Here is a 21,941-nt window from a genome sequence, read left to right on the forward strand (position 1 = left end):
TGATTCCCGCAGATCACGTACGGGGAGCGCGGTTGCCCGACCCGACAGCGGTCGGCGTGCCTACGATGGCTGAAGGCCGCGTTGCGGCGCGGGGTTGAGCGGAGCGAGGAGGCGGTGACCATGCAGGTGCGGGTCGCGGGTGTCGCGCTCGACGCGTCGGGCCAGCACGTTCTGCTCTTGAAGCCCATCGACCAGCTGCCCGGCGACGGGATGGTGCTTCCGATCTGGATCGGCCAGCTCGAGGCGACGTCCATCCTGGTCGCCGTCGAGCAGGCGGCGGTGCCGCGCCCCCTCGCGCACGACCTGATGCGGTCGATGCTCGAGACGCTCGGCGCCGAGGTGACCCGGGTCGAGATCACTCGCATCGACGACGGCACGTTCTACGCCGAGATCACGCTGGTGGCGGGCGGACGGCCGCTGACCGTGGATGCGCGACCCTCGGACGCCGTCGCGCTCGCCTCCCGGACGGGCACCGGCATCTGGGTCGCCGAAGCGGTGATGGACGAGGCGGGCGTCCCCGACGTGCTGACCGAGACGGACGCGTCGGAGCGGCTCGACGAGTTCAAGAGGTTCCTCGACGACGTCGAGCCCGAGGACTTCGAGGGGTGACGTCGGCGACCGGGATCGCCGGGGCGGTGCGCTCGGGCGCGGCGTCCGCCGTCGACATCGTCGAGGCGCACCTCGCCCGCGTCCGCGACGCGAACCCGCGGCTGCGGGCACTGGCCGTGGTGTTCGCCGACCGGGCACGCGCCGAGGCGGCCCGGATCGACGAGATCGTCGCCCGCGGCGATGACCCCGGACCGCTCGCCGGCGTGCCGTTCTCGGTCAAGGAGAACATCGACCTCACCTGGTCGGCGACCACCCAGGGGTGGCGGGGCGCCGTCGACGCCGTTCCCGAGGCCGACGCGACCATCGTGCGACGACTGCGCCGGGCGGGCGCGATCCCGATCGGTCGCGGCAACATGCCCGACTTCGGCATGCGGTTCGACACCGACAACGACCTCTTCGGCCGCACCTTCAATCCCTTCGATCCCGCGCGCACGGCCGGGGGCTCGAGCGGCGGCGACGCCGTCGCGGTCGCAACGGGCATGTCCGCATTCGGGCTGGGCAACGATTTCGGCGGGTCGATCCGCATCCCGGCCGCGGCGAACGGCCTGTTCGGGCTGCGCCCGTCGGTCGGACGTGTGCCGCGAGCCGCCGTGCGCGACATCCCGGTCGCCCTCACGCTCCAGCAGTTCTCGGTCAACGGCGTCCTCGGCACCTCGGTCGACGACGTCGAGACTGTCTTCGAGGCGATCGCGGGGCCGGATGCCGACGATCCCGTGTCGCTCGACCTCCCGCGCGAGCCGTCCTGGGCGGCTCCTCGTCGCGTGGCGGTCGTGCGCGATCCCCTCGGGTGGGGCGTCGACCCGGAGGTCGCGGCATCCGTCGATTCCACCGCCTCACGGCTGCAGGCGGCCGGATGGCGGATCGATCACGTCGAGCCTCCGCGCCTGGAGGACGCCGCGGTGCTGTGGCGGCGCCTGGCGTGCACCGACATGCTGCTGACCCTCGGCCCGGGCGTGCTGCCCGTGCCGCTCGGCGCATCGGCCACACGCTTCCTCCGCGACAGCACCGCGGCCGCGCGGCCGTATGAGACCGCCGCCGAATACGCCGCGGCATGGGCCGAGCGAGCCGTCATCGCCGCGGAGTGGCGTAGATTCCAGGTCGAGCACCCCGTCGTGCTCGGTCCGGTGTGGACCTCGAGGGTGCCGCCGATCGACTTCGACCTCGGGGGTCAGGATGCCGCGACCGCCGCCTGGCGCGACCTGCGGCTCACCGTCGCGGTGAACTTCCTCGGGCTCCCCGCGGTGGCCGTGCCCGCCGGGCTCGACAGCGGCGGCGTCCCGATCGGGGTGCAGCTGATCGGCCCGATGCACGGCGACCGGCTCGCGCTCGCCGCCGCTCGCGATGCGACGGGCCCGGCGGGCGAGGTGCTGTCCGGAGACTGAGGCCCGGCGAACTCTCAGGCGGACCGCTGGCCGAACCGGCGCGCTGCGACGACAATGGGGGGAATCGGGATGCCTCGCCCAGGCCCGGCCCCCGGTCACACCCGTGATGACGGCATCGGGGCCGCGGAAGGGGGCAGTGCGATGACAACGGACGTCATCCCCTCGGGTTTCGAGGGACTCTCGCTCGTTCCGGCGCGCGGCCGCACGCCGACGCGCCTCGTGGGCATCGAGGAGGAGCTTCTCCTCTTCGATGCCGTGACGTTCGAGCCGGTCGCCTCGGCCGACGCCATCGTGGGGCCGACGACCTCGCGCGTCTGCACGCCGTCGGGCACGCTCCTCGAGCGTGAGGTGAAGGGTGAGCAGATCGAGGTGGTGAGCCGCCCTGTCCTCACGTTCGACCAGATCCTGCAGACGGTCGTCGACGGGCGTCGCGCCGCCGACGCAGCCGCACGCGAGGTCGGCGCGAGAGCCGTCGCGCTCGCCACCGCGCCCGTCCTGTGCGAGACCCATCTGATCTCCGACGCCCGCTACGAGCGGATGTCGGAGCGCTTCGGGCTGACGATGGTCGAGCAGCTGACGTGCGGGTTCCACGTGCACGTCGACGTGCGGTCCCGTCACGAAGGGGTGGCGATCTTGGACCGCATCCGCCCTTGGCTTCCCGTCCTGCTCGCGGTCAGCGCCAACTCGCCCTTCTGGCGGGGCGTCGACTCAGCCTTCGCCAGCTACCGCTATCAGGCTTGGGGGCGCTGGCCCAGCGCGGGTCCGTACGATCCGTTCGGATCCGTCGCGGCGTACGACGAGATGGTGGCTCAGATGGTCGCGACCGGGGTCGCCCTGGACCCGGGCATGATCTACTTCGACGCGCGGCTCTCCCATCACGTCCCGACGGTCGAGATCCGCATCGCCGATGTCTGTCTCGTTCCCGAGGACGCCGCCGTGCTCGCGGCTCTGGTACGCGCGCTCGTCGAGACCGCCGCCCAGGAGTGGGCGGCGGGCGTGCCCTTCGACGACACCCCCACGACGGTGCTGCGGCTGAGTTCGTGGCTCGCCAGCAGGGGCGGCGTCACGGGCGAACTGCTGCACCCGGTCACGCTCACCCCGCGCCCCGCCGTAGAAGCGGTCGCCGCGCTGCTCGACCACGTCAAGCTCGGCTTCGCCAGCCCGGCGGAGGCCGCGCGGGTGCGGGCGGGCGTCGGGGACATCCTGCGCCGCGGCACGGGAGCCGATCTGCAACGGCGGGCGATGGCCGCAGCAGGATCGGCCGAGGGCGTGGTGCGGGACGCCGCCGCCCGCACCGTCGCCCCGCCGTTCGCTGCGTGACCCGGCCCCCGCCGCTCAGGACCGGGGCAGCACCGTGAGCACCCGCTCGATGTGGTCGTGGAACTCGCTCATGTACTCGCGCAGGAACGTCGCCGTCGACTCCACCTTCACCTCGCCGTCGCTCGAGAACACGTCGTCGGAGAAGTGGATGTACGCCTCGGGAGCGGTCATCTGACGGGCGTTGCAGAAGCTGAGCACGCCCCGCAGGCTCTGCTGCGCGACGGCCGTCCCGATCGAGCCGATGGACGCCCCGATGACCGCGGCGGGGATGTGGTCGAACGAGTTCTGTCCCCACGGCCGGGACGCCCAGTCGATCGCGTTCTTCAGAGCGCCGGGAATGGAGCGGTTGTACTCCGGGGTGACGAACAGCACGGCATCCGATTCCGCGATCGCCGCCTTGAGCGCGAGCGCTTCGGGCGGATAGTCGGCGTCGAAGTCGGGGCTGTACAGGGGGAGCGAGCCGATGGGGATCTCGGTGAACTCGAGCGCCGGCGGCGCGACCCGGATCAGCGCTCTGGAGAGCGTGCGGTTGATCGAGGTGGACGACAGACTGCCGACGAAATAGCCGACCCTTCTTTGAGCCATGAGCGGCCTCCGATCTTTCGCACCAGGCTCCGCCGCGCGCACGCGATCGGCGAGGGGCTTGCGGTGGCGCCGCGAGCCCCTCCCACCCCGGCAACAGGCCCCAGGGGGCCGCGTCGGGTGAGCGCCGATCAACCGGCCGGCGCGATGCCGTTCGTGTCGACCCCGCGACGATGGTGCATCCGCCCGGCGTCGAGAGGCGCCGTCTCATGATGAGCGAGCTCCTGAAGCCAGGGCGGCTGCTGGTCGATCGAGACGGAGCCCGTCCCCGTGGTGAAGTAGGCCACGACCGGCGGACTCGTGACGAACTCGGCGGCGAAGGCCGCGGCCCCGCGCAGGTGCACGAATGCCGCACGGGCGTACAGGTCTCGCATCAGCACCGCGAAGGCCTGAGGATCGGCGGATGCCTCGGCCGGCGGTGCGACCGGCAGTTCGCGACTCAGCTCCTCGACGAGCGCCTCACGCTGCGAGGGAACGAGTTTCGCGAACGCCGCCGCGTAGGCGCGATCGGCGACGCTGACCGGGACGTTGCCCAGGACGTGCGCGTAGCGCGCGATCAGCTCGTCGTCGCCGATCGGCTGGGGTGCCCGTCGCTTCTTCACGATGCTCCTTCCGTGACGGAGGGTACCCCCCGCGGCGGGTTCCCGTCGATGGCATTGTTCCGTCCGGCGCCGGGCGGCCCTAGCGTGGGGGCGTGAGCACGCACGACGCAGAACCCCACGTCGCGGGAATCGCCGGCAAGCTGAACTGGCTTCGCGCCGGTGTCCTCGGCGCCAACGACGGCATCGTCTCGGTCGCCGCCATCGCGGTGGGCGTCGCGGCGGCGACCCCGGATCTCGCTGCGATCGTCCCCGCGAGCGCCGCCGCGCTCGTCGGCGGGGCGCTGTCGATGGCGCTCGGGGAGTACGTGTCGGTGAGCAGCCAGAGCGACAGTGAGAAGGCGCTCATCGCCAAGGAGCGCGAAGAGCTGCGCACGATGCCCGAGCAGGAGCTGGAAGAGCTCACGTCTCTCTATCGCGCGCAGGGGCTGAGCGAGGAGACCGCCCACCGCGTGGCCGTGGAGCTGACCGAGCGCGACGCCCTCCGCGCGCACCTTTCCATGGAGCTCAACATCGACCCCGACGATCTCGTGAGCCCGTGGCGGGCGGCCTTCGCGTCGGCGGTCGCCTTCCTCGCCGGAGGCATCCTCCCGTTCGCGACGATCCTGCTGCCGGCCCCCGTGCGGATCCCGGTCACCTTCGTCGTGGTGCTGATCGCGCTCGCGCTGACGGGAGCGCTCGGCGCGCGCATCGGAGGAAGCGCGGTCCCGCGCGCGACCCTGCGCGTCGTCGTCGGCGGTGCGATCGCGCTCGCGGCCACGTTCGCCATCGGAGCCCTGCTCGGCACGACCGGAATCGCGTGACGGATGCCGCGTCCTCGCGTCGGTCCCTGCGCGCCTCGGTCCCGCGAAAAGAGGCGTCCCCCGGAACGATCCGCGGGGACCGGTCCGGGGGACGCGTCGAGCTCGTCAGGACCCGTAGGGCGACGGGCAGTAGATGATGTGGCTGATGTCCTTGCCCGACAGGGATGAGACGTCACCGCCCCAGAAGCCTTCGTACACCGTGTTGGTGCGACCGGCCTTCACCACGACCACCGAGTAGTAGCCCGATTCCAGCGTGTAGGTCTTCACGCCATCGCCGAACTCGATCTTGTGGCAGTTCTCACCCCAGGTCGACTCGTGGTTTCCGGCCGGAGTCGCCGGCTGATCCCACCCGTACGTCGCCTGCGCCGCGCCGGCGCCCCCGAGCACCGTACATGCCACGACGGCCGCGACCGCGGCGGCCTTCTTCAGCGGATTCTTCATCGGACCCTCCCCAGGATCTGGGCGCAGGGGAATCCGCATCGGCGCGCATCCCCCCAGGCTGCGCCTCACTTGCCGGTGAGCATACATCGGGCCCTGAGCGGTGTCGAGAGACAAACGCGCAGGGCCCGGAGAGCGGGGCGAACGGTTGCCGCAGCATCCGCCCGCCCCGTCCCGCTTACGGGGCGTACTGGAAGATGTATAGCCCGCTGTCGCGATCGGAAGCCAGCACGTACTCCTCGCCGTCCGGGTGCTGATGCACCTCGACGCCCCAGAAGTTGTTGCCGCCCTCGTCGATGAAGTGACCCACCTCGGTCAGCTGTCCGCCCGCGTAGCTGAGCACGCGGAAGCCGGCCGCGTAGTACGAGATGTACGCGAGCTCCTCATCAGGGTCGGTGGCCACCTCATGGACCGACAGGTCGCCGAAGTCCGACGCATACGCGGCGGACTGGCTCTCGGGCACCCAGTACTGGTCGACGTCCTGCATCGTTTCGGCGTCGAACAGATGCACGTAGCCCCACCCGTCGAACACGGCGGAGATGTCCACCGACTGGCCGGTGCCGCCGACAGGAGTGGGCACGGCCGTGCCCGCACCCGACGCCTCGCACGTGTAGTCGGCGGGCAGTCCGCCGGTCAGGATGCGGAATCCGTCGGTCCGTGAGACGAACACGGCCGGGATCTCTGCATCGACGAGCATCGAGACGAGCGCCTCGCAGCCGTCCTCACCGGTGCGGTTGAACACGATGGCGCCCTCGTAGCCGGCCGCCTCGACGGCCTGTACCTTCACGCTGAAGTCGCAGACGCCGCGTTCGATGACCGCGATGGTCGCGGTGCCGGGAGCGGGGACGGATGCCGCGTCGCACGCCAGCCCGACGAACCGCGTCTCTCCGGCCAGGTCGGTCCCCGGGTCGATCTGCGGCACGTCCGAGCCCTGGATCGCGGTGAACTCGGTGCCGTCGGCCATCGTCGCCACCACCCGGTACGGGTCGAAGTCCTCGTCCGTGGCGATGAAGTACTCGCCGTCGTTTGTGAACTCAGCCTGGTGGGCGTTGCCCTCCGGGGTGATGGACTGGCCGTCGACCTGCAGGCGCACCGGATCATCCGCGGCGAAGTCGGTGTCGGAGATGAACGTGGGGTTCGCCGGGTTCTCGACGTTCAGCTTGGCGTAGCCGCCGTCCCAGTACGACACGAGCATCGTCATGACGCCGTCGATCTCCTCCACCACCATGTCGTGGAGGAACACCGCGTCGCCGTGGACGTCTCCCAGCGGCTGGGCCGTCTGCTCGTCGAGGGAGGTCTCGGAGATGAGCTTCGGCTTCGACGGGTTGGTGATGTCGAGGATGTCGATGTCGGTGTCCTCGAGGTCGTCGACGAGCACGGCGTAGGCGCGACCTCCGTCCGTCCACATCCGGACGGAGTGGGTCTCGTTCGCCTTCGTCTGCGCCTTGCCCGCTACTGAGAAGTCGCCCGCGCCCTCGACAAGCTTCTTGGGTTTGGTGGGGTCGGTGACATCGACGAGGGTCACGCCGCCGACGCCCTTGGTGTCGCCGGGGCAGATCTCGTTCTGGTAGGCCAGCACCTCACCCGAGAAGTACCGGGTCTCGAGGTGGATCACCTGCGAACCTTCGCCGCTGAACGTGCCGCGGTGGCTCGGGATCAGCGTGACCAGCTCCGGAGCCGCGGGGTCGGAGATGTCGACCACGTACACGCCGCCGCGGTCGCATTCGGGTTCCCAGAAGGCCGTGAGATACGCGTAGTCGCCGTACGCCGAGACGTCCGCGATGCGGCCGGGCTCTTCTCCATCGGCGAACAGATCGAGTCGCCCGATGAGGTCGACGTTGGCGTCGGACGCCGGCAGATGGCCCTCCTCCTCGCCGTGCTGCTGGCCGGAGTGGTGGTTGTGGGTCTCTTTGCCCGAATCGAGAACTCCGTCGTCGACCCCGTCGACGTCGTCGTGTGCGAGGGCTGGACTGGCGGCGAGGACGAGCACTGTGGCGGTGGCCGCCATGACGGCACCGGCGCGCGAGAATCTCATGACATCAAACTCCTTCGTGTGGGTTGATGGCAGGGCCCCGGTTGCCTTCCGGGTATTGAAACACAGCGCATCGCGGGTGGCTAGGCGCGTCCGGGCACGATCATGTCGATGCCGCGGAGGCGAGAGGACTCCGTCGGCCCGCGGAGCGGGCCTCCTCCTCGAATCGCTCTGCCCAATGATGTGTGAAGGGCCGCCCCTGCGGGACGGCCCTTCACACATCGCGGAGGATAGGGGACTCCGTCGGCCCGCGGAGCGGGCCTCCTCCTCGAATCGCGCTGCCCGTCAAGATGAGAAACGGCGCCACCCCTGCGGGGCGACGCCGTTTCTCATCGCGGAGGATAGGGGATTCGAACCCCTGAGGGCTTGCACCCAACACGCTTTCCAAGCGTGCGCCATAGGCCACTAGGCGAATCCTCCAGCAGCCCCGAAGGGCCACAGGCCATCCTACCTGGTCGCCGGCACCCCTCCCGCGTACACGCTTCCCGGCCGCACGATGAGCGACCGCGGAGCGATCACCGACAGGATCCGGCGCGACACCGGGGCGCTCGCCACGAGCTGCGAGCGAACGGATGCCGCAGCATCCGTCGCCGCGTCACCGATCCAGTAGTCGCGGCCTCCCGACGGCGCATACGAGGCGCGCTCGATCGCCACCACCAGCGCATACATGTCGTCCGCCGAGACGCCGTGGCGATCGATGAGACGCTGCGCGAAGGCGCGAGGGCTCTCGCTCGCCGGCACCGTGATGCCGACGTCGATCGCGGCATCCTGCACCATCGTCCACGCCGAGGCCGCATCGCCGGAGCGCGCGGCGAGCGTGAGCTGCCGACGCCGCAGCTCCCTCGCCAGGAACGGCAGAGCCAGCACCAGGACCACCAGCAGCACGACGCCGAGGGCCGGCAGCGGGTTCGCCGAGGTGATGGCGGTGCCCGGCAGCGTCTCGTCGCGCGGGTTCAGCCCGCTGTCCGGGTCGGCACCGCCCGTCGACGTCGGGGTCGGGGTGGCGCCGGGCGTCGCCGTGCTCGGATCGTCGGTCTCGCCGGGCACCGTCGACGCCGGCGAGAACGACGTCGGCACGCCGAGTCCCGCCGTCGGCTCGAACGACACCCAGCCCACGTTGTCGAAGAACACCTCCGGCCACGCGTGGAGCAGCGAGCTAGACACCGTGTAGACGGTCTGCTCCTCCAGCACGTCGGTGGTCGCGACGCCGGGAAGATAGCCGACCACGATGCGGGTCGGCATGTGAAGGCTGCGCGCCATGAGCGCGAAAGCGGAGGCGAAGTGCACGCAGTAGCCTTCCCGCTGCTCGAGGAACTGCGCCACCGCTTCGGCGCCGCTGCCGTCGAACCCGTCCTCGACCGGTGCTTCCAGCGAATACCGGAACTCGCCGCCGCGGAACCACCGCTGCAGCGCGATCAGCCGGTCGTAGTCGTTGGTTGCGCCCGCCGTCACCTCGGCGGCGAGCTCCGTGATGATCTCGGGGGTGTCCTCGGGCAGTTGGGTCGTCTCGTCACGCAACTCGGGGCCGCCCGCGTTGTATGAGCGGATCTGCTCGAGCGTCGGCCGCGGCTGGTTCGACAGCACCTCGTAGTTCTGACCTTGGGTCGTGCCGGACTGGGAGATCACGGTGCGGTTGTAGGGGACGGCGGCCCACCGGCCGTCCAGCCCCGACACCTCGACGGCCGGGTACGAGACGGGCAGCCAGATCGACGCGAGGTTCATCACCTCGACCGAGGTGGTGTACTCAGTGACGCGGACATCGGGTCCGACCGTCACTCGCCCCAGTCCCAGGTCGCTGTCGATGGGCACGGTCCGGACCCGGTCGGGCTCCCACACGCCGCCTTCGAAACGCGACAGCGTCGTCGCCCGCAGGTAGGGCGGCGACGGCGCATCGGTGCGCACCCGCAGCACCTCCACCTCCTCGGGGCGGCGGAGGTCGTCGCCCAACTGGAGCGTCGCATCGATGCCCGGCCCCGGTCCCAGACCCGTCGCCGGCCGAGCGGTGGGCTGGGGGAGCAGCGGAGTGGCGACGATCGTGACGACCACCGCGATCGCCCCGATGCCGAGCGCCGTCGCCGGAACCCCCGCGGTGCGCTCCGCGTCGCGCTCGAGCGGACGCTCCCGGGAACGCGTCTCGGTGCGCAGCAGGAACAGGATCGCGACCGCGAGGAAGACGAAAGCCACCACATCGACCTCGCGGGGCACCGCGATCGCCGGGATGAGCGAGACCGCGACGATCCCGATGGACGCGAGCAGCGGCATCCGCGCGGTGATCACCACGTGGTCGACGATCAGGGCGAGCAGTCCCATCGAGCCGACGATGATGAAGGCGAGGGCGGTGCTGTCGTCCAGCGGGGCGGCGCCGAACACGATCTGGTCGACCGCGTCGTCGACGAGCGGGGGCACGGCGCGGAGCGTCTCCGGCGTCGGGACCACCCACAGCAGCGCCGTGCCGCGCAGGAACACGACGGTCATGAAGACGACCCACACGCCCGCTTCGGCCAGGCTCACCGCCACGGCCGGAAGCCGGAACCGCCGGGCGACGTAGCCGGCGGCCAGGACCGCGGTGGCGATCGCGACCGAGCCCAGCAGCCAGCCGCCGGGCTTCACCACGCGCAGAACCGGCATCAGCGCCGCGAGCAGGGCGGCCAGCAGGGAGAGGGTCAGCAGCCACTCCCCGCCGCGCCGCGCGCCGCGCTCGGCGCCGTCAGGCGACGACATGACTCACCCCACGTGCCACGGCGTTCCCCCAGGCCTGGGCGAGGTCGCCGTCGGGGTCGATGATCCCCACGCGCCACCCGTGGTCGGCGGCCCGGTCGAGCGCGTCCCCGACCGGCGAGACGGCGAAGAGCATCGGCAGCGTGCTGTGGTGCACCACCGGCGCGATCGCGGCGGCATCGGACGCGTCGAACCGGCCGACGATGACGATCACCGGCCCCGTCATGACGCCCGTGAAGAGTCGTGTCAGGCGCGCGAGCGAATCGTCGCGCCGGGCGGCGAGCGTGGCGAAGTGGGTGAGCAGCGCCTCGACGGCGGCCATGTCGCCCCCGTCGATCCGCTCGGCCAGCACGGTGCCGTCGCTGTCGAGCACTTCCACGGCGTAGCCGTCGTGCACGAGCCGCGCGACCGCCGACACGCAGGCCGACACCGCCGCCTCGAATCCCGGATCGGCGCCCGGCTCGTGCATGGCCTCCGTCGACCACCGCAGCACCCCGCGGTCGAGCACGACGCTCGCCTCCGGCGTGGACTCCTGCTCCTCCTGCCGCACCATGAGCTCGTCGCGGTGCGCCGTCGCGCGCCAATGGATCCGCCGCATCGAGTCGCCGGGGGAGTACGGCCGGGCCACGAGGTTGTCGGCGCCCTGCCCGAGCTGATTCGTCGTCGTGTGCAGCGTCCCGCCCGTCTCGCCGGCGAAGTCCGTCAGCGCGGGCAGATCGACCAGCGCCGGAGCCACCGTGACCGACGTGCGCTCGCCGAACAGCGTCTGACGCCGGGCCAGACCGAACGGGTCGGTCGAGCGCACGGCCAGCGGCCCGATCGCGTGCACACCGCGGCGGACGCCGGTCACCGTGTAACCGAGCTGCACGACCCTCTCGGCGCGACGCAGACCCGAGCCGAGCGCCGGGAACACCCCCTCGGCCGTGCCGCGGAGGCCCTTCGGCAGCGTGTCGTGCCAGACGCCCGGCGGCGTGGGAAGCGCGGTCCGCACGCCGACCGTCACCCGGACCATCGACTCCCGACCCACGGCCGCCACGTCGGGCATCAGCGACCGCGTGACCACGTCGGAGCGGCGCGAGAGGTACAGCGAGGCGACCGCGGCGACGATGACGGCGACGAGGAGGATGCCGAAGTACACCAGCTCCGCGATGCCGAACTCGTTCGCCGTGACGAAGCAGCCGACGGCCAGGATGAGGGCGCCCGTGCCTCGCACGGTCAGCGGCCACAGGCGTCTCATCGCGGGCTCACTGGCGCGCGGCGATGGGAACGCGCACGCTGCCGGCGATGCGCTCCAGGATGGTGGTCACCGCGTCGGCGGCGCCCCGGGCCCGCGCCCCGCCGGCGGACCGCGTGGGGATCAGCCGGTGCGCGAAGACGGGTGCCAGAAGGGCGGTGACGTCGTCGGGGATGACGAATCCGCGTCCGTCGAGCGCCGCCCACACCTTGGCCGCCCGGACGAGCTGCAGGGTCGCCCGGGGGCTTGCGCCGAGCCTCAGGTCGGAGTGGGTCCGCGTGGCGTGCGCGAGGGCGACCGCGTAGTCCTCGATCGTCGGAGCGACGTGCACGGCGCGCGCCCAGGCGATGAGCTCGAGAACCTGGTCGGCGGACACCACAGCCTCGAGCCGGTCGAGCGGATTGAGCGTGTCGCGCTGGCGGAGCATGAGCGCCTCCGACCTTTGGTCGGGGTAGCCCATCGAGATCCGCATCATGAAGCGGTCGCGCTGAGCCTCGGGCAGCGCGTAGGTGCCTTCCATCTCGAGCGGGTTCTGCGTGGCGACGACGAGGAACGGCGCGGGGAGCGGGTGCGTGCGTCCGTCGACGGTGACCTGACCCTCCTCCATCGCCTCGAGCAGCGCGGACTGCGTCTTCGGCGACGAGCGGTTGATCTCGTCGGCGATCACGATGTTGGCGAAGATGGCGCCCTGCTTGAACTCGAACTCGCGCTCGACGGGGTTGAAGACGCTCACGCCGGTCACGTCGCCGGGGAGCAGATCGGGAGTGAACTGGATGCGCCGCACCGTGGCGTCCACCGACGCCGCCAGAGCGCGCGCGAGCATCGTCTTGCCGACGCCCGGCACGTCCTCGATCAGGAGGTGCCCCTCGGCGAGCAGGCAGACGAGGGCGCTGCGGACGGCGTCCGGCTTGCCGTCGATCACGCTTCCGACGGACGCGAGGATCGCATCGGTCGTGCGGGCGAATCCCTCGGCCGTCGACGCGCTCGTGGATTCGGTTACCGCGGCATCGACCATCGCGACCTCCCTCGACCGGCCCCGTTCGGGCGGGTCAGTCCGTGCGCGGCCCCGTCGCGCGCCCACCCGTCGATCGTAATACCGGGGGACCGGCGGCGGGTCTGGGAGAACGCTGGGTGCAGAGGCACCCGCCGACCCGGGTAGACTGATGTCAGCTCTCCGCGAGGCGGCATCCAGGCCAACTCCCCCAGGACGGAAACGTAGCAAGGGTAACCAGGCTCTGCCGGGTTCGCGGAGAGTCTTACTTTTCCCCGGCTGTGCATCCGCCGGGATTGTCCACAGCTTCCGCTGCGGCTGGCCGCGGCATCCGTTCCCTCAATAGGGTTGAAGCGTGGCACGGAGCATCTTCATCACCTCGGCAGAAGGCCACTCCGGCAAGTCGACGGTCGCACTCGGAGTGCTCGACGCCCTGAGTCACGCGACCCCCCGGGTCGGCGTCTTCCGCGCCATCGCGCGCTCCACGGTCGAGCGCGACTACGTGCTCGAGATGCTGCTCGACCACGACGGCGTCGATCTGCCCTACGACGAGTGCGTGGGCGTCACCTACGACGACGTGCGACATGATCCGGATGCCGCGCTCGCGACGATCGTCGAGCGCTACAAGGCCGTCGAGGCTCAGTGCGACGCGGTCGTGATCCTCGGCAGCGACTACACCGACGTGGGCAGCCCCGCCGAGCTCGCCTACAACGCCCGCATCGCCGCGAACCTCGGCGCGCCCGTCCTGCTCGTGCTCGGAGGGCGCTCGGCCGAAGGGCAGACGCAGCCCGAGCAGCTCGGGTCCTCTCTCCCCAGGACCCCGGCCGAGATGGGCAAGATCGCCGATCTCGCGCTGGCCGAGCTGGCCCACGGCCGGGCCGAGCTGTTCGCCGTGGTCGCGAACCGCGCCGAACCCGCGGAGGCCGAGCAGACGATCCAGGCGATCCGCCGGTCCGTCGAGGCATCGGGTGTCGCCGCCGCCGACCGGATCCCCGTGTGGGCGATCCCCGAAGACCGGTTCCTCGTCGCGCCGTCCATGCGCGGCATCATGCGATCGGTCGAGGGCAGCCTGCTCGCGGGCGACCCCGACCGTCTCACGCGCGAGGCGCTCGCGGTCGTCGTCGCCGGCATGTCGATGGTCAACGTCCTCCCGCGCCTGCTCGAGGGAGCGGTGGTCGTGATCCCGGCGGACCGCTCCGAGGTGCTGCTGGCGACCCTGCTGGCGAACGCCTCGGGCACGTTCCCCTCGATCTCGGGCATCGTGCTCAACGGCGGCTTCGAGCTTCCCGAGCCCGTCACGCGCCTCCTCGACGGCCTGGGGTCGAATGTGCCGATCGTGACGACCGACCTCGGCACGTACGAGACCGCTGCGCGCATCATGACGACGCGCGGGCGCCTCGCCGCCGACTCGCAGCGGCGCTACGACACCGCCCTGGCCCTGTTCGAGCAGAGCGTCGACACCGGCGAGCTGCTGCAGGCGTTCGGGGTCGCGCGCGCGACCGTCGTGACGCCGCTGATGTTCGAGTTCCAGCTGATCGAGCAGGCCCGGGCCGAGCGCAAGCGCATCGTGCTGCCCGAGGGCGACGACGACCGCGTGCTGCGGGCCGCCGCGACCGTGCTCAAGCGGGGGATCGCCGACCTCACGATCCTCGGCGAGCCGTTCGAGGTGAAGGCGCGCGCCATCGAGCTCGGCATCGACATCCAGGGAGCCGAGGTCCTGTCCCCGTTCGACGCCGTCCACGTGCACAAGTTCGCCGAAGAGTACGCGAGGCTGCGCGCGCACAAGGGAGTCACGCTGGCGCAGGCCGCCGACACCGTCACCGACGTGTCGTACTTCGGCACGCTCATGGTGCACCTCGGCCTCGCCGACGGCATGGTCTCGGGCGCCGCGCACACGACGGCGCACACGATCCGCCCGGCCTTCGAGATCATCAAGACCAAGCCGGGGGTCTCGGTGGTGTCGAGCGTCTTCCTCATGGCCCTCGCCGACCGCGTGCTCGTGTACGGCGACTGCGCGGTGATCCCCGACCCGACCAGCGAGCAGCTGGCCGACATCGCGATCTCCTCCGCCGCGACGGCCACCCGCTTCGGCATCGACCCGCGCATCGCGATGCTGTCGTACTCGACCGGCGAGTCGGGATCGGGCGCCGATGTCGAGAAGGTGCGCGACGCGACCGCGCTCGTGCGACAGCGCGCGCCCGAGCTGCTCGTCGAAGGGCCGATCCAGTACGACGCGGCGGCGGATGCCGCCGTCGCGGCGGCGAAGATGCCGGGGTCGCAGGTCGCCGGCCGTGCCACGGTGTTCGTGTTCCCCGACCTCAACACCGGCAACAACACCTACAAGGCGGTCCAGCGATCGGCCGGAGCCGTCGCGATCGGGCCGGTGCTGCAGGGGCTCAACAAGCCGATCAACGACCTGTCGCGAGGCGCGCTGGTCGACGACATCGTCAACACCATCGCCATCACCGCCATCCAGGCCCAGGCGGCCCGCGCATGACCCCGGTGCTGGTCGTCAACAGCGGCTCCTCGTCCTTCAAGTACCAGCTGATCGACATGGACGCCGAGACCACACTCGCCTCGGGACTCGTCGAGCGCATCGGAGAAGCGGTCGGTCGCGCGACCCACACGGTCACGGCACCCGCGACCGACGGTCCCGCCGCGACCTACACCGACGCCACCTACACCCGCGAGCTGCCGATTCCCGACCACACGGCCGGCTTCCAGGTGATGCTCGACGCCTTCGCCGGCGACGGACCCTCGCTCGACGACCACCGCCCGATCGCGGTCGGCCACCGGGTCGTCCACGGTGGGGCGAGGTTCTTCGAGCCGACCCTGATCACCCCCCTCGTCGAGATCAACATCGACGAGCTGTCGGTGCTCGCGCCGCTGCACAACCCGGCCAACCTTGCGGGGATCGTCGCGGCGAAGAAGGCGTTCCCCGACGTGCCCCACGTGGCCGTCTTCGACACCGCCTTCCATCAGACCCTTGCGCCCGAGGCGTACACCTACGCGATCGACGCGAAGGTCGCCGCCTCCCACCGCATCCGCCGCTACGGGTTCCACGGCACGTCGCACAAGTTCGTCAGCGAGTCCGCGGCTGCCTTCCTCGGACGCCGGGTCACCGAGCTCAAGCAGATCGTGTTCCACCTCGGCAACGGCGCGTCGGTGACGGCGATCGACGGCGGGCGCTCGGTCGAGACCTCGATGGGCTTCACCCCGCTCGAAGGTCTGGTCATGGGCACCCGGTCGGGAGACCTCGACCCCGCCGTGCTGTTCCATCTCGCGCGGCGCGGCGGCATGTCGATCGACGACCTCGACGACCTGCTCAACAAGCGCAGCGGCATGCTCGGACTCGCCGGGTCGGCCGATCTGCGCGACATCCGCGCGGCGATCGAGGCCGGCGACCAGCACGCCATCCTCGCGTACCAGGTCTACGTCCATCGGCTGCGGGCATACGCGGGCGCCTACCTGGCGCAGCTCGGCGGCGCCGATGTCATCTCCTTCACGGCGGGCGTCGGCGAGAACGCGCCGTTCGTGCGGTCGGCGGCGCTCGAGACGCTCGGTTTCGCCGGCGTGCACATCGACGACGACCGCAATCTCGCGCCGGGCCGCGGCATCCGGATCATCTCGACGGATGCCTCGCCGGTGACCGTGCTCGTCGTGCCCACCGACGAAGAGCTCGAGATCGCACGTCAGACGCTCAGCGTCGCGCGCACGTAACACGCCCTCGTTACGCTGTATGCGTGCCGATGGATTCTCTGCCCGATCTCACCGACTACGACGCCGTTCTCTTCGACCTCGACGGCGTCCTGACGCCCACCGCCGAGGTGCACATGCACGCGTGGGAGACGATGTTCACCGACCTTTTCGCGGCGTGGGAGATCACTCCGCCGTACACCGAGCGCGACTACTTCGACCACCTCGACGGCAAGAAGCGCTACGACGGCGTCGCCGCGCTGCTGCGGTCGCGCGACATCGAAGTGCCCTGGGGCGACCCGTCCGACCCGGTCACCGCCGACACCGTCTGCGGCATCGGCAACCGCAAGAACGTCGTGTTCGAGAAGGTGCTGCGAGACGAGGGCATCGCGCCGTACCCCGGGTCGCTCGCGCTGCTGGACGCGCTCGCCGCAGCAGGCACGACCGTCGCGGTCGTCTCGAGCTCCAAGAACGCCGAAGAGGTGCTGCAGGTCGCCGGCATCCGCGACCGCTTCACGGTCGTCATGGACGGGGTGATCGCCGAGCGCGACCACCTCGCCTCCAAGCCGGCGCCCGACGTGTTCGTCGAGGCGGCCCGCATGCTGGGCGTCGATCCGGCACGCAGCGCCGCGGTCGAAGATGCGCTGAGCGGCGTGGCGTCCGCCTCGGCCGGCGGCTTCGCGCTGGTCGTGGGCGTCGACCGCGGCGCGGGCGCCGACGCGCTGCGGGATGCCGGAGCCGACGTCGTCGTGCACGACCTCGAGGAGTTCACCCGATGATGGATCGCGACCGGTTCCCCGTCGACCCGTGGCGGCTCGTCGAGACCTCGTTCGACCTGGAGGACGTCGGCGTCACCGAGACGCTGTTCGCCCTCGGCAACGGATACCTCGGCATGCGCGGAAACCACCCCGAGGGGCGCCACGCGCAGGAGCACGGCACCTTCGTCAACGGCTTCCACGAGACCTTCCCCATCCGTCATGCCGAGCAGGCCTACGGGTTCGCCGAGGTCGGTCAGACCATCGTCAACGCGCCCGACGCCAAGGTGATGCGCGTCTACGTCGACGACGAGCCGCTCTCGCTCGACCTGGCCGACGTCCGCGAGTACGAGCGGGTGCTCGACATGCGCGACGGGGTGCTCCGCCGGCACATCCTCTGGGCGACGCCGTCCGGCAAGGACGTGCGGATCGACTTCGAGCGCCTCATCTCGTTCGACGAGAAGCACATCGCGGTGATGACGGTCGAGGTCACCGTCCTCAACGCCGACGCGCCGGTCACGGTGAGCTGCCAGCTGCTGAACCGCCAGGACGGCGAGGACGTCTACGGCGGCACACCGGGGAGGCAGCAGCGCGCCGGGTTCGACCCGCGCAAGACCGAGAAGTTCCACGAGCGCGTGCTCGAGCCGCAGGAGTACTGGCAGGGCGGCGACCGCACGGCGCTGTCGTACCGCGTCAGCGAGTCGGGGATGACGATCTCGGTCGTGGCCGATCACACCATCGAGACCGACAACGAGTACGACTCCCGCTACCTCGTCGAACCCGACATCGCCAAGAACGTCTTCCGCGTGCAGGCGAAGGCGGGCGTGCCGGTGCGGGTGACGAAGATCGTGAGCTACCACACCTCGCGCGGCGTCCCCGCGCGCGAGCTCGTCGACCGCGGACGGCGCGCGCTCGACCGCGCCCGGCGCATCGGCGTCGACGGCTTCCGCGCGGCGCAGCGGGAGTGGCTGGACGGGTTCTGGAGCCGCTCGGACGTGCGGATCGCCGGGCACGACGACCTGCAGCAGGCCACCCGCTGGTGCCTGTTCCAGCTGGCTCAGGCGGCCGCCCGCGCCGACGGCATGGGCGTTCCCGCCAAGGGCATGACGGGGTCCGGGTACAGCGGCCACTACTTCTGGGACACCGAGATCTACGTCCTGCCGTTCCTGGCCTACACGACGCCGCTGTGGGCGCGCAACGCGCTGAGGATGCGGTACCTCATGCTCCCCGCAGCACGCCGCCGGGCCTTCCAGCTCAACGAGCACGGCGCGCTCTTCCCCTGGCGGACGATCAACGGGGAAGAGGCATCCGCCTACTACGCCGCCGGCACGGCGCAGTACCACATCAACGCCGACGTCAGTTTCGCGCTGGCCAAGTACGTGCGCGCGACCGGCGACGTCGAGTTCCTCCATCGCGAGGGCGTCGACATCGCCGTCGAGACCGCCAGGCTGTGGGCCACGCTCGGCTTCTGGCGGCAGGTGGACGGCGCCGGCGAGGAGACCTTCCACATCCACGGCGTGACGGGCCCCGACGAGTACACGACCGTCGTGAACGACAATCTGTTCACGAACGTGATGGCGCGGTTCAACCTGCGCTTCGCGGCCCGCACCGTGCGCGACATGGCCGAGATCGACGGCGAGGACTACCGCAAGATGGTCGACCGCCTCGGACTCGACCCGGCGGAGCCCGAGGGATGGGAGCGCGCCGCCGAGGCGATGCACATCCCGTTCAGCCCCGCCTTGGGCATCCATCCGCAGGACCACGTGTTCCTCGAGCGCGAGATCTGGGATCTCGAGAACACCCCGGCCGACAAGCGTCCGCTGCTGCTGCACTTCCACCCGCTGGTGATCTACCGCTACCAGGTGCTCAAGCAGGCGGACGTCGTGCTGGCGCTCTTCCTCCAGGGCAACCACTTCTCGGACGAGGACAAGCTGGCCGACTTTGAGTACTACGACCCGCTCACCACCGGCGACTCGACGCTTTCGGCGGTCGTGCAGGCCATCCTCGCCGCGGAGGTCGGCTACCAGGACCTGGCGCTGGAGTACTTCCGCGAGTCGATCTTCGTCGACCTCGCCGATCTGCATCACAACGCCTCCGACGGTGTGCACGTCGCCTCCGCCGGGGGAGTGTGGACCGCTCTGGTGTCGGGATTCGGCGGCATGCGCGACCACTTCGGCGAGCTGTCGTTCGACCCGCGGCTGCCCGCCGACTGGCCCGAGCTGTCGTTCGTGCTGCACTGGCACGGCACGAGGCTCGACATCTCGATCACCCGCGACCAGCTGCGGGTGCAGGCGTCCGAGGGAGATCCGGTCGGCTTCAGCGTGCGGGGTACCGGATACGTCGTCGGCCCCGGGGAGACGGTCTCGGTGCCGCTCGACGGGCAGGGCGTCGTGATCCCTGGGCGCCCCACTCTGAAGCAGCTGACCGACGTGCAGCGGGAGGACGGGTCGTACCTGTCGGCCTCGGTGCCCACGGTGACCTCGTCGATTCCGATCATCGTCGGGACGGCCGACATCGAGCACGGCGCGGATGCGCTGTGACGGCCACGCGGCCGCCTCTCCCGATGTCGCCGGCTGGCCGTAGGCTGTCGGGGTGACCACCGCCCTCTACCGCCGATACCGGCCCGAGTCGTTCGGCGAGATGATCGGGCAGTCTCAGGTCACCGAGCCGCTCATGACCGCGCTGCGCGGCGACCGGGTCGGGCACGCCTATCTGTTCTCCGGTCCTCGCGGGTGCGGCAAGACCACGTCGGCGCGCATCCTCGCGCGCTGCCTCAACTGCGCGCAGGGTCCGACAGACACCCCCTGCGGCACGTGCGACAGCTGCGTCGAGCTCGGGCGGGGCGGTGGCGGGTCGCTCGACGTGGTCGAGATCGACGCCGCCAGCCACAACGGCGTCGACGACGCCCGTGACCTCAGGGAGCGGGCCGTTTTCGCTCCGGCCCGCGACCGCTTCAAGATCTTCATCCTCGATGAGGCGCACATGGTCACCCCGCAGGGCTTCAACGCCCTGCTGAAGCTCGTCGAAGAGCCGCCCGACCACGTCAAGTTCATCTTCGCGACCACCGAGCCCGAGAAAGTCATCGGCACGATCCGGTCGCGCACCCACCACTACCCGTTCCGCCTGGTGCCGCCGGGCGCGATGCTCGAGTACGTCCAGTCGCTCTGCGAGCAGGAGCACGTCGACGTCGAGGCGGGCGTGCTGCCCCTCGTCGTGCGGGCCGGTGGCGGCTCGCCGCGAGACACGCTGTCGCTGCTCGACCAGCTGATCGCGGGGTCCGAAGACGGCAAGGTCGTCTACGAGCGCGCCGTGGCGCTGCTCGGGTACACGCACGCCGAACTGCTCGACGAGGTGGTCGACGCCTTCGCCTCGGGCAGCGCCGCCGAAGCCTTCGCCGCTGCCGATCGGGTCGTGCAGACCGGGCAGGACCCGCGCCGGTTCGTCGACGACCTGCTCGAGCGGCTCCGCGACCTCATCGTCGTCGCCGCCACGGGCCAGGGCGCGGCGGCGGTGCTGCGCGGCGTCTCCGCCGAAGACCTGATGCGCATGCAGCGTCAGGCCGACGCCTTCGGCACCGCGCGCCTCTCCCGCACCGCCGACCTCGTGATCACGACCCTCGACGACATGACCGGCGCGACGTCGCCCCGCCTCCAGCTCGAGCTCATGGTGGCTCGCGTGCTCGCCAGCGGGACGGATGCCGCGACCCCCGCGGCGTCGCAGGTCGCACCGGTGCCGGTCGAGCGCTCCGGCGCTGTCGTCGAGCGAGGCCCTGCGCCGACGGCCGGCGTCACCACGCCCGTCGCGGCTCCGACCGCGCCCGCGACGCCTCCGTCGCCGGGTTCGGCACGCGAGCCTGAGCCGGTCCTCTCGGCGGGGGCCGAGGCATCCGCCCCCGCCGCCGCGGAGGCGGCGACGGCATCCGGCCCCGCTGCGGCCGTGCCCCCGCCCGCAGCGCCGCCCGCCCCGAGCGGTCCGATCACGGTCCAGCGCATGCGCGACGCGTGGCCCGAGGTGCTCGCCCGCCTCGAAGACATCAGCCGCACCTCGTGGCTCCTCGCGTCCAACGCCGAGGTCGCCGCGCTCGACGACGACGTGCTGACGCTCGCGTTCGGCAGTCAGGCCGATGTGACCAAGTTCAAGCAGCGCGCGGCCGGCGGAGGCCCGAGCGAAGACCTGCGCCAGGCGATCCTCGCCGTGCTCGGCATCCGCGTGAAGTACCTCGCGAAGCACGACGCACCCGGCGGCGCCCCCCAGCCGTCCGCGCCCGCCGCGCCGCCGTCCACACCACCCGTGCCGCCCGCCGCGCCGGCTCGCGGAGGGGCACCGAGCGCACCGGCCGCGCCCGCGCGTGCGTCCGCGCCCGCGGCTGCCGCGCCCGTCACCGAGTGGGCCGTCGCGCCCATTCCCTCCGACGACGACGCTCCGCCGCCCGACCCGGGGCCGTCCGTCATGTCGGCGGCGGGGCAGTTCGCGGTCGACGACGAACCCGAAGAGGCCGCGGCACGCACGCGCACCGCTACGCTCGCGCCGGCCCGCGAAGGCGACGTCCTTCGAGCGGCCGACGTGGTCTCGTCGATCGATCGTGACGAAGACGAGGTCGAGGAGACGCCGGATGCCGCCGCCGACGTCCCGGTTCCCCCGGTCGTCGCGCCGCCGCTCGCGCCCGTCGTCTCCACCCGCAACAACGGCGTGCAGCGCTACGGCGAGGCCGTCGTGCGGCAGATGCTCGGCGCGACCTTCGTCCGCGAAGAGCCGTACGAGCCGCCGACGAGGTTCAGCTAG

Annotated in this window: 16 protein-coding genes, 1 tRNA gene and 1 other RNA gene; 10 read left to right on the top strand and 8 right to left on the bottom strand. The window is 71.1% G+C overall.

Annotated features, from left to right (window positions below; all coding sequences use genetic code 11):
* Positions 1–120: 120 nt before the first annotated feature.
* From ACFUTX_RS02820 to ACFUTX_RS02830, 3 genes are all read left to right on the top strand, one after another.
* The gene (locus ACFUTX_RS02820) at positions 121–609 is read left to right on the top strand and encodes a bifunctional nuclease family protein (RefSeq protein ID WP_378861049.1); all 489 of its coding nucleotides are present in this window, start codon (positions 121–123) and stop codon (positions 607–609) included.
* The gene (locus ACFUTX_RS02825) at positions 606–1,991 is read left to right on the top strand and encodes an amidase (RefSeq protein ID WP_378860671.1); all 1,386 of its coding nucleotides are present in this window, start codon (positions 606–608) and stop codon (positions 1,989–1,991) included. The genes ACFUTX_RS02820 and ACFUTX_RS02825 overlap by 4 nt, the downstream gene beginning before the upstream one ends.
* Before the next feature lie 141 nt (positions 1,992–2,132).
* On the top strand, positions 2,133–3,311 hold the full coding sequence (locus tag ACFUTX_RS02830) for a glutamate--cysteine ligase (RefSeq protein ID WP_378860672.1): 1,179 nt from the start codon (positions 2,133–2,135) through the stop codon (positions 3,309–3,311).
* Between the two features lie 15 nt (positions 3,312–3,326).
* Here the strand turns inward: ACFUTX_RS02830 and ACFUTX_RS02835 are convergent, their stop codons facing one another.
* Together ACFUTX_RS02835 and ACFUTX_RS02840 are read right to left on the bottom strand one after the other, a co-directional pair.
* Entirely contained in the window at positions 3,327–3,896 is a 570-nt protein-coding gene (locus ACFUTX_RS02835; protein ID WP_378860673.1) for an NADPH-dependent FMN reductase, read from the bottom strand.
* Between the two features lie 128 nt (positions 3,897–4,024).
* Positions 4,025–4,495 (bottom strand): hypothetical protein, encoded by a 471-nt coding sequence (locus ACFUTX_RS02840; RefSeq protein WP_378860674.1) that lies wholly within the window; start codon positions 4,493–4,495, stop codon positions 4,025–4,027.
* Between the two features lie 92 nt (positions 4,496–4,587).
* Between ACFUTX_RS02840 and ACFUTX_RS02845 the strand changes: the two genes are divergently transcribed.
* Positions 4,588–5,295 (top strand): VIT family protein, encoded by a 708-nt coding sequence (locus tag ACFUTX_RS02845; protein WP_378860675.1) that lies wholly within the window; start codon positions 4,588–4,590, stop codon positions 5,293–5,295.
* Positions 5,296–5,400: 105 nt separating this feature from the next.
* Here the strand turns inward: ACFUTX_RS02845 and ACFUTX_RS02850 are convergent, their stop codons facing one another.
* The 6 genes from ACFUTX_RS02850 to ACFUTX_RS02875 all read right to left on the bottom strand — a co-directional run bounded on the left by ACFUTX_RS02850 (position 5,401) and on the right by ACFUTX_RS02875 (position 12,732).
* The gene (locus ACFUTX_RS02850; RefSeq protein ID WP_378860676.1) at positions 5,401–5,736 is read right to left on the bottom strand and encodes a hypothetical protein; all 336 of its coding nucleotides are present in this window, start codon (positions 5,734–5,736) and stop codon (positions 5,401–5,403) included.
* A 175-nt stretch (positions 5,737–5,911) separates the two neighbouring features.
* Positions 5,912–7,768 (bottom strand): PA domain-containing protein, encoded by a 1,857-nt coding sequence (locus tag ACFUTX_RS02855; protein ID WP_378860677.1) that lies wholly within the window; start codon positions 7,766–7,768, stop codon positions 5,912–5,914.
* Positions 7,769–8,100: 332 nt separating this feature from the next.
* Positions 8,101–8,185, bottom strand: a tRNA-Ser gene (locus tag ACFUTX_RS02860).
* 27 nt (positions 8,186–8,212) lie between these two features.
* A complete protein-coding gene (locus tag ACFUTX_RS02865) occupies positions 8,213–10,486 on the bottom strand; it encodes a transglutaminaseTgpA domain-containing protein (protein WP_378860678.1) in 2,274 nt (757 codons plus the stop codon).
* Complete coding sequence (locus tag ACFUTX_RS02870; RefSeq protein ID WP_378860679.1) at positions 10,473–11,720, bottom strand: DUF58 domain-containing protein; 1,248 nt, start codon at positions 11,718–11,720, stop codon at positions 10,473–10,475. The genes ACFUTX_RS02865 and ACFUTX_RS02870 overlap by 14 nt, the downstream gene beginning before the upstream one ends.
* 7 nt (positions 11,721–11,727) lie before the next feature.
* Positions 11,728–12,732: an AAA family ATPase gene (locus ACFUTX_RS02875; RefSeq protein WP_378860680.1), complete on the bottom strand. Its 1,005-nt coding sequence runs from the start codon at positions 12,730–12,732 to the stop codon at positions 11,728–11,730.
* Between the two features lie 150 nt (positions 12,733–12,882).
* Here ACFUTX_RS02875 and ffs point away from each other — a divergent pair.
* From ffs to ACFUTX_RS02905, 6 genes are all read left to right on the top strand, one after another.
* Positions 12,883–12,979, top strand: an RNA gene (gene ffs / locus ACFUTX_RS02880) — signal recognition particle sRNA small type.
* Positions 12,980–13,063: 84 nt separating this feature from the next.
* Positions 13,064–15,205 (top strand): phosphate acetyltransferase, encoded by a 2,142-nt coding sequence (pta, locus tag ACFUTX_RS02885; protein ID WP_378860681.1) that lies wholly within the window; start codon positions 13,064–13,066, stop codon positions 15,203–15,205.
* Positions 15,202–16,428, top strand: coding sequence for an acetate/propionate family kinase (locus ACFUTX_RS02890; RefSeq protein ID WP_378860682.1), 1,227 nt, complete (start codon positions 15,202–15,204; stop codon positions 16,426–16,428). Before pta ends, ACFUTX_RS02890 begins: the two co-directional genes overlap by 4 nt.
* A gap of 29 nt (positions 16,429–16,457) precedes the next feature.
* Positions 16,458–17,183 (top strand): HAD family hydrolase, encoded by a 726-nt coding sequence (locus ACFUTX_RS02895; RefSeq protein ID WP_378861050.1) that lies wholly within the window; start codon positions 16,458–16,460, stop codon positions 17,181–17,183.
* Positions 17,180–19,699 carry a glycoside hydrolase family 65 protein gene (locus ACFUTX_RS02900; RefSeq protein WP_378860683.1) on the top strand — a complete coding sequence of 840 codons (2,520 nt, stop codon included), beginning with the start codon at positions 17,180–17,182 and terminating at the stop codon, positions 19,697–19,699. Before ACFUTX_RS02895 ends, ACFUTX_RS02900 begins: the two co-directional genes overlap by 4 nt.
* Positions 19,700–19,751: 52 nt before the next feature.
* Positions 19,752–21,941 carry a DNA polymerase III subunit gamma and tau gene (locus ACFUTX_RS02905; protein ID WP_378860684.1) on the top strand — a complete coding sequence of 730 codons (2,190 nt, stop codon included), beginning with the start codon at positions 19,752–19,754 and terminating at the stop codon, positions 21,939–21,941.

Source organism: Microbacterium sp. NPDC057407 (genome assembly GCF_042803895.1).
In the GTDB taxonomy this organism is placed as follows: Bacteria; Actinomycetota; Actinomycetes; order Actinomycetales; family Microbacteriaceae; genus Microbacterium.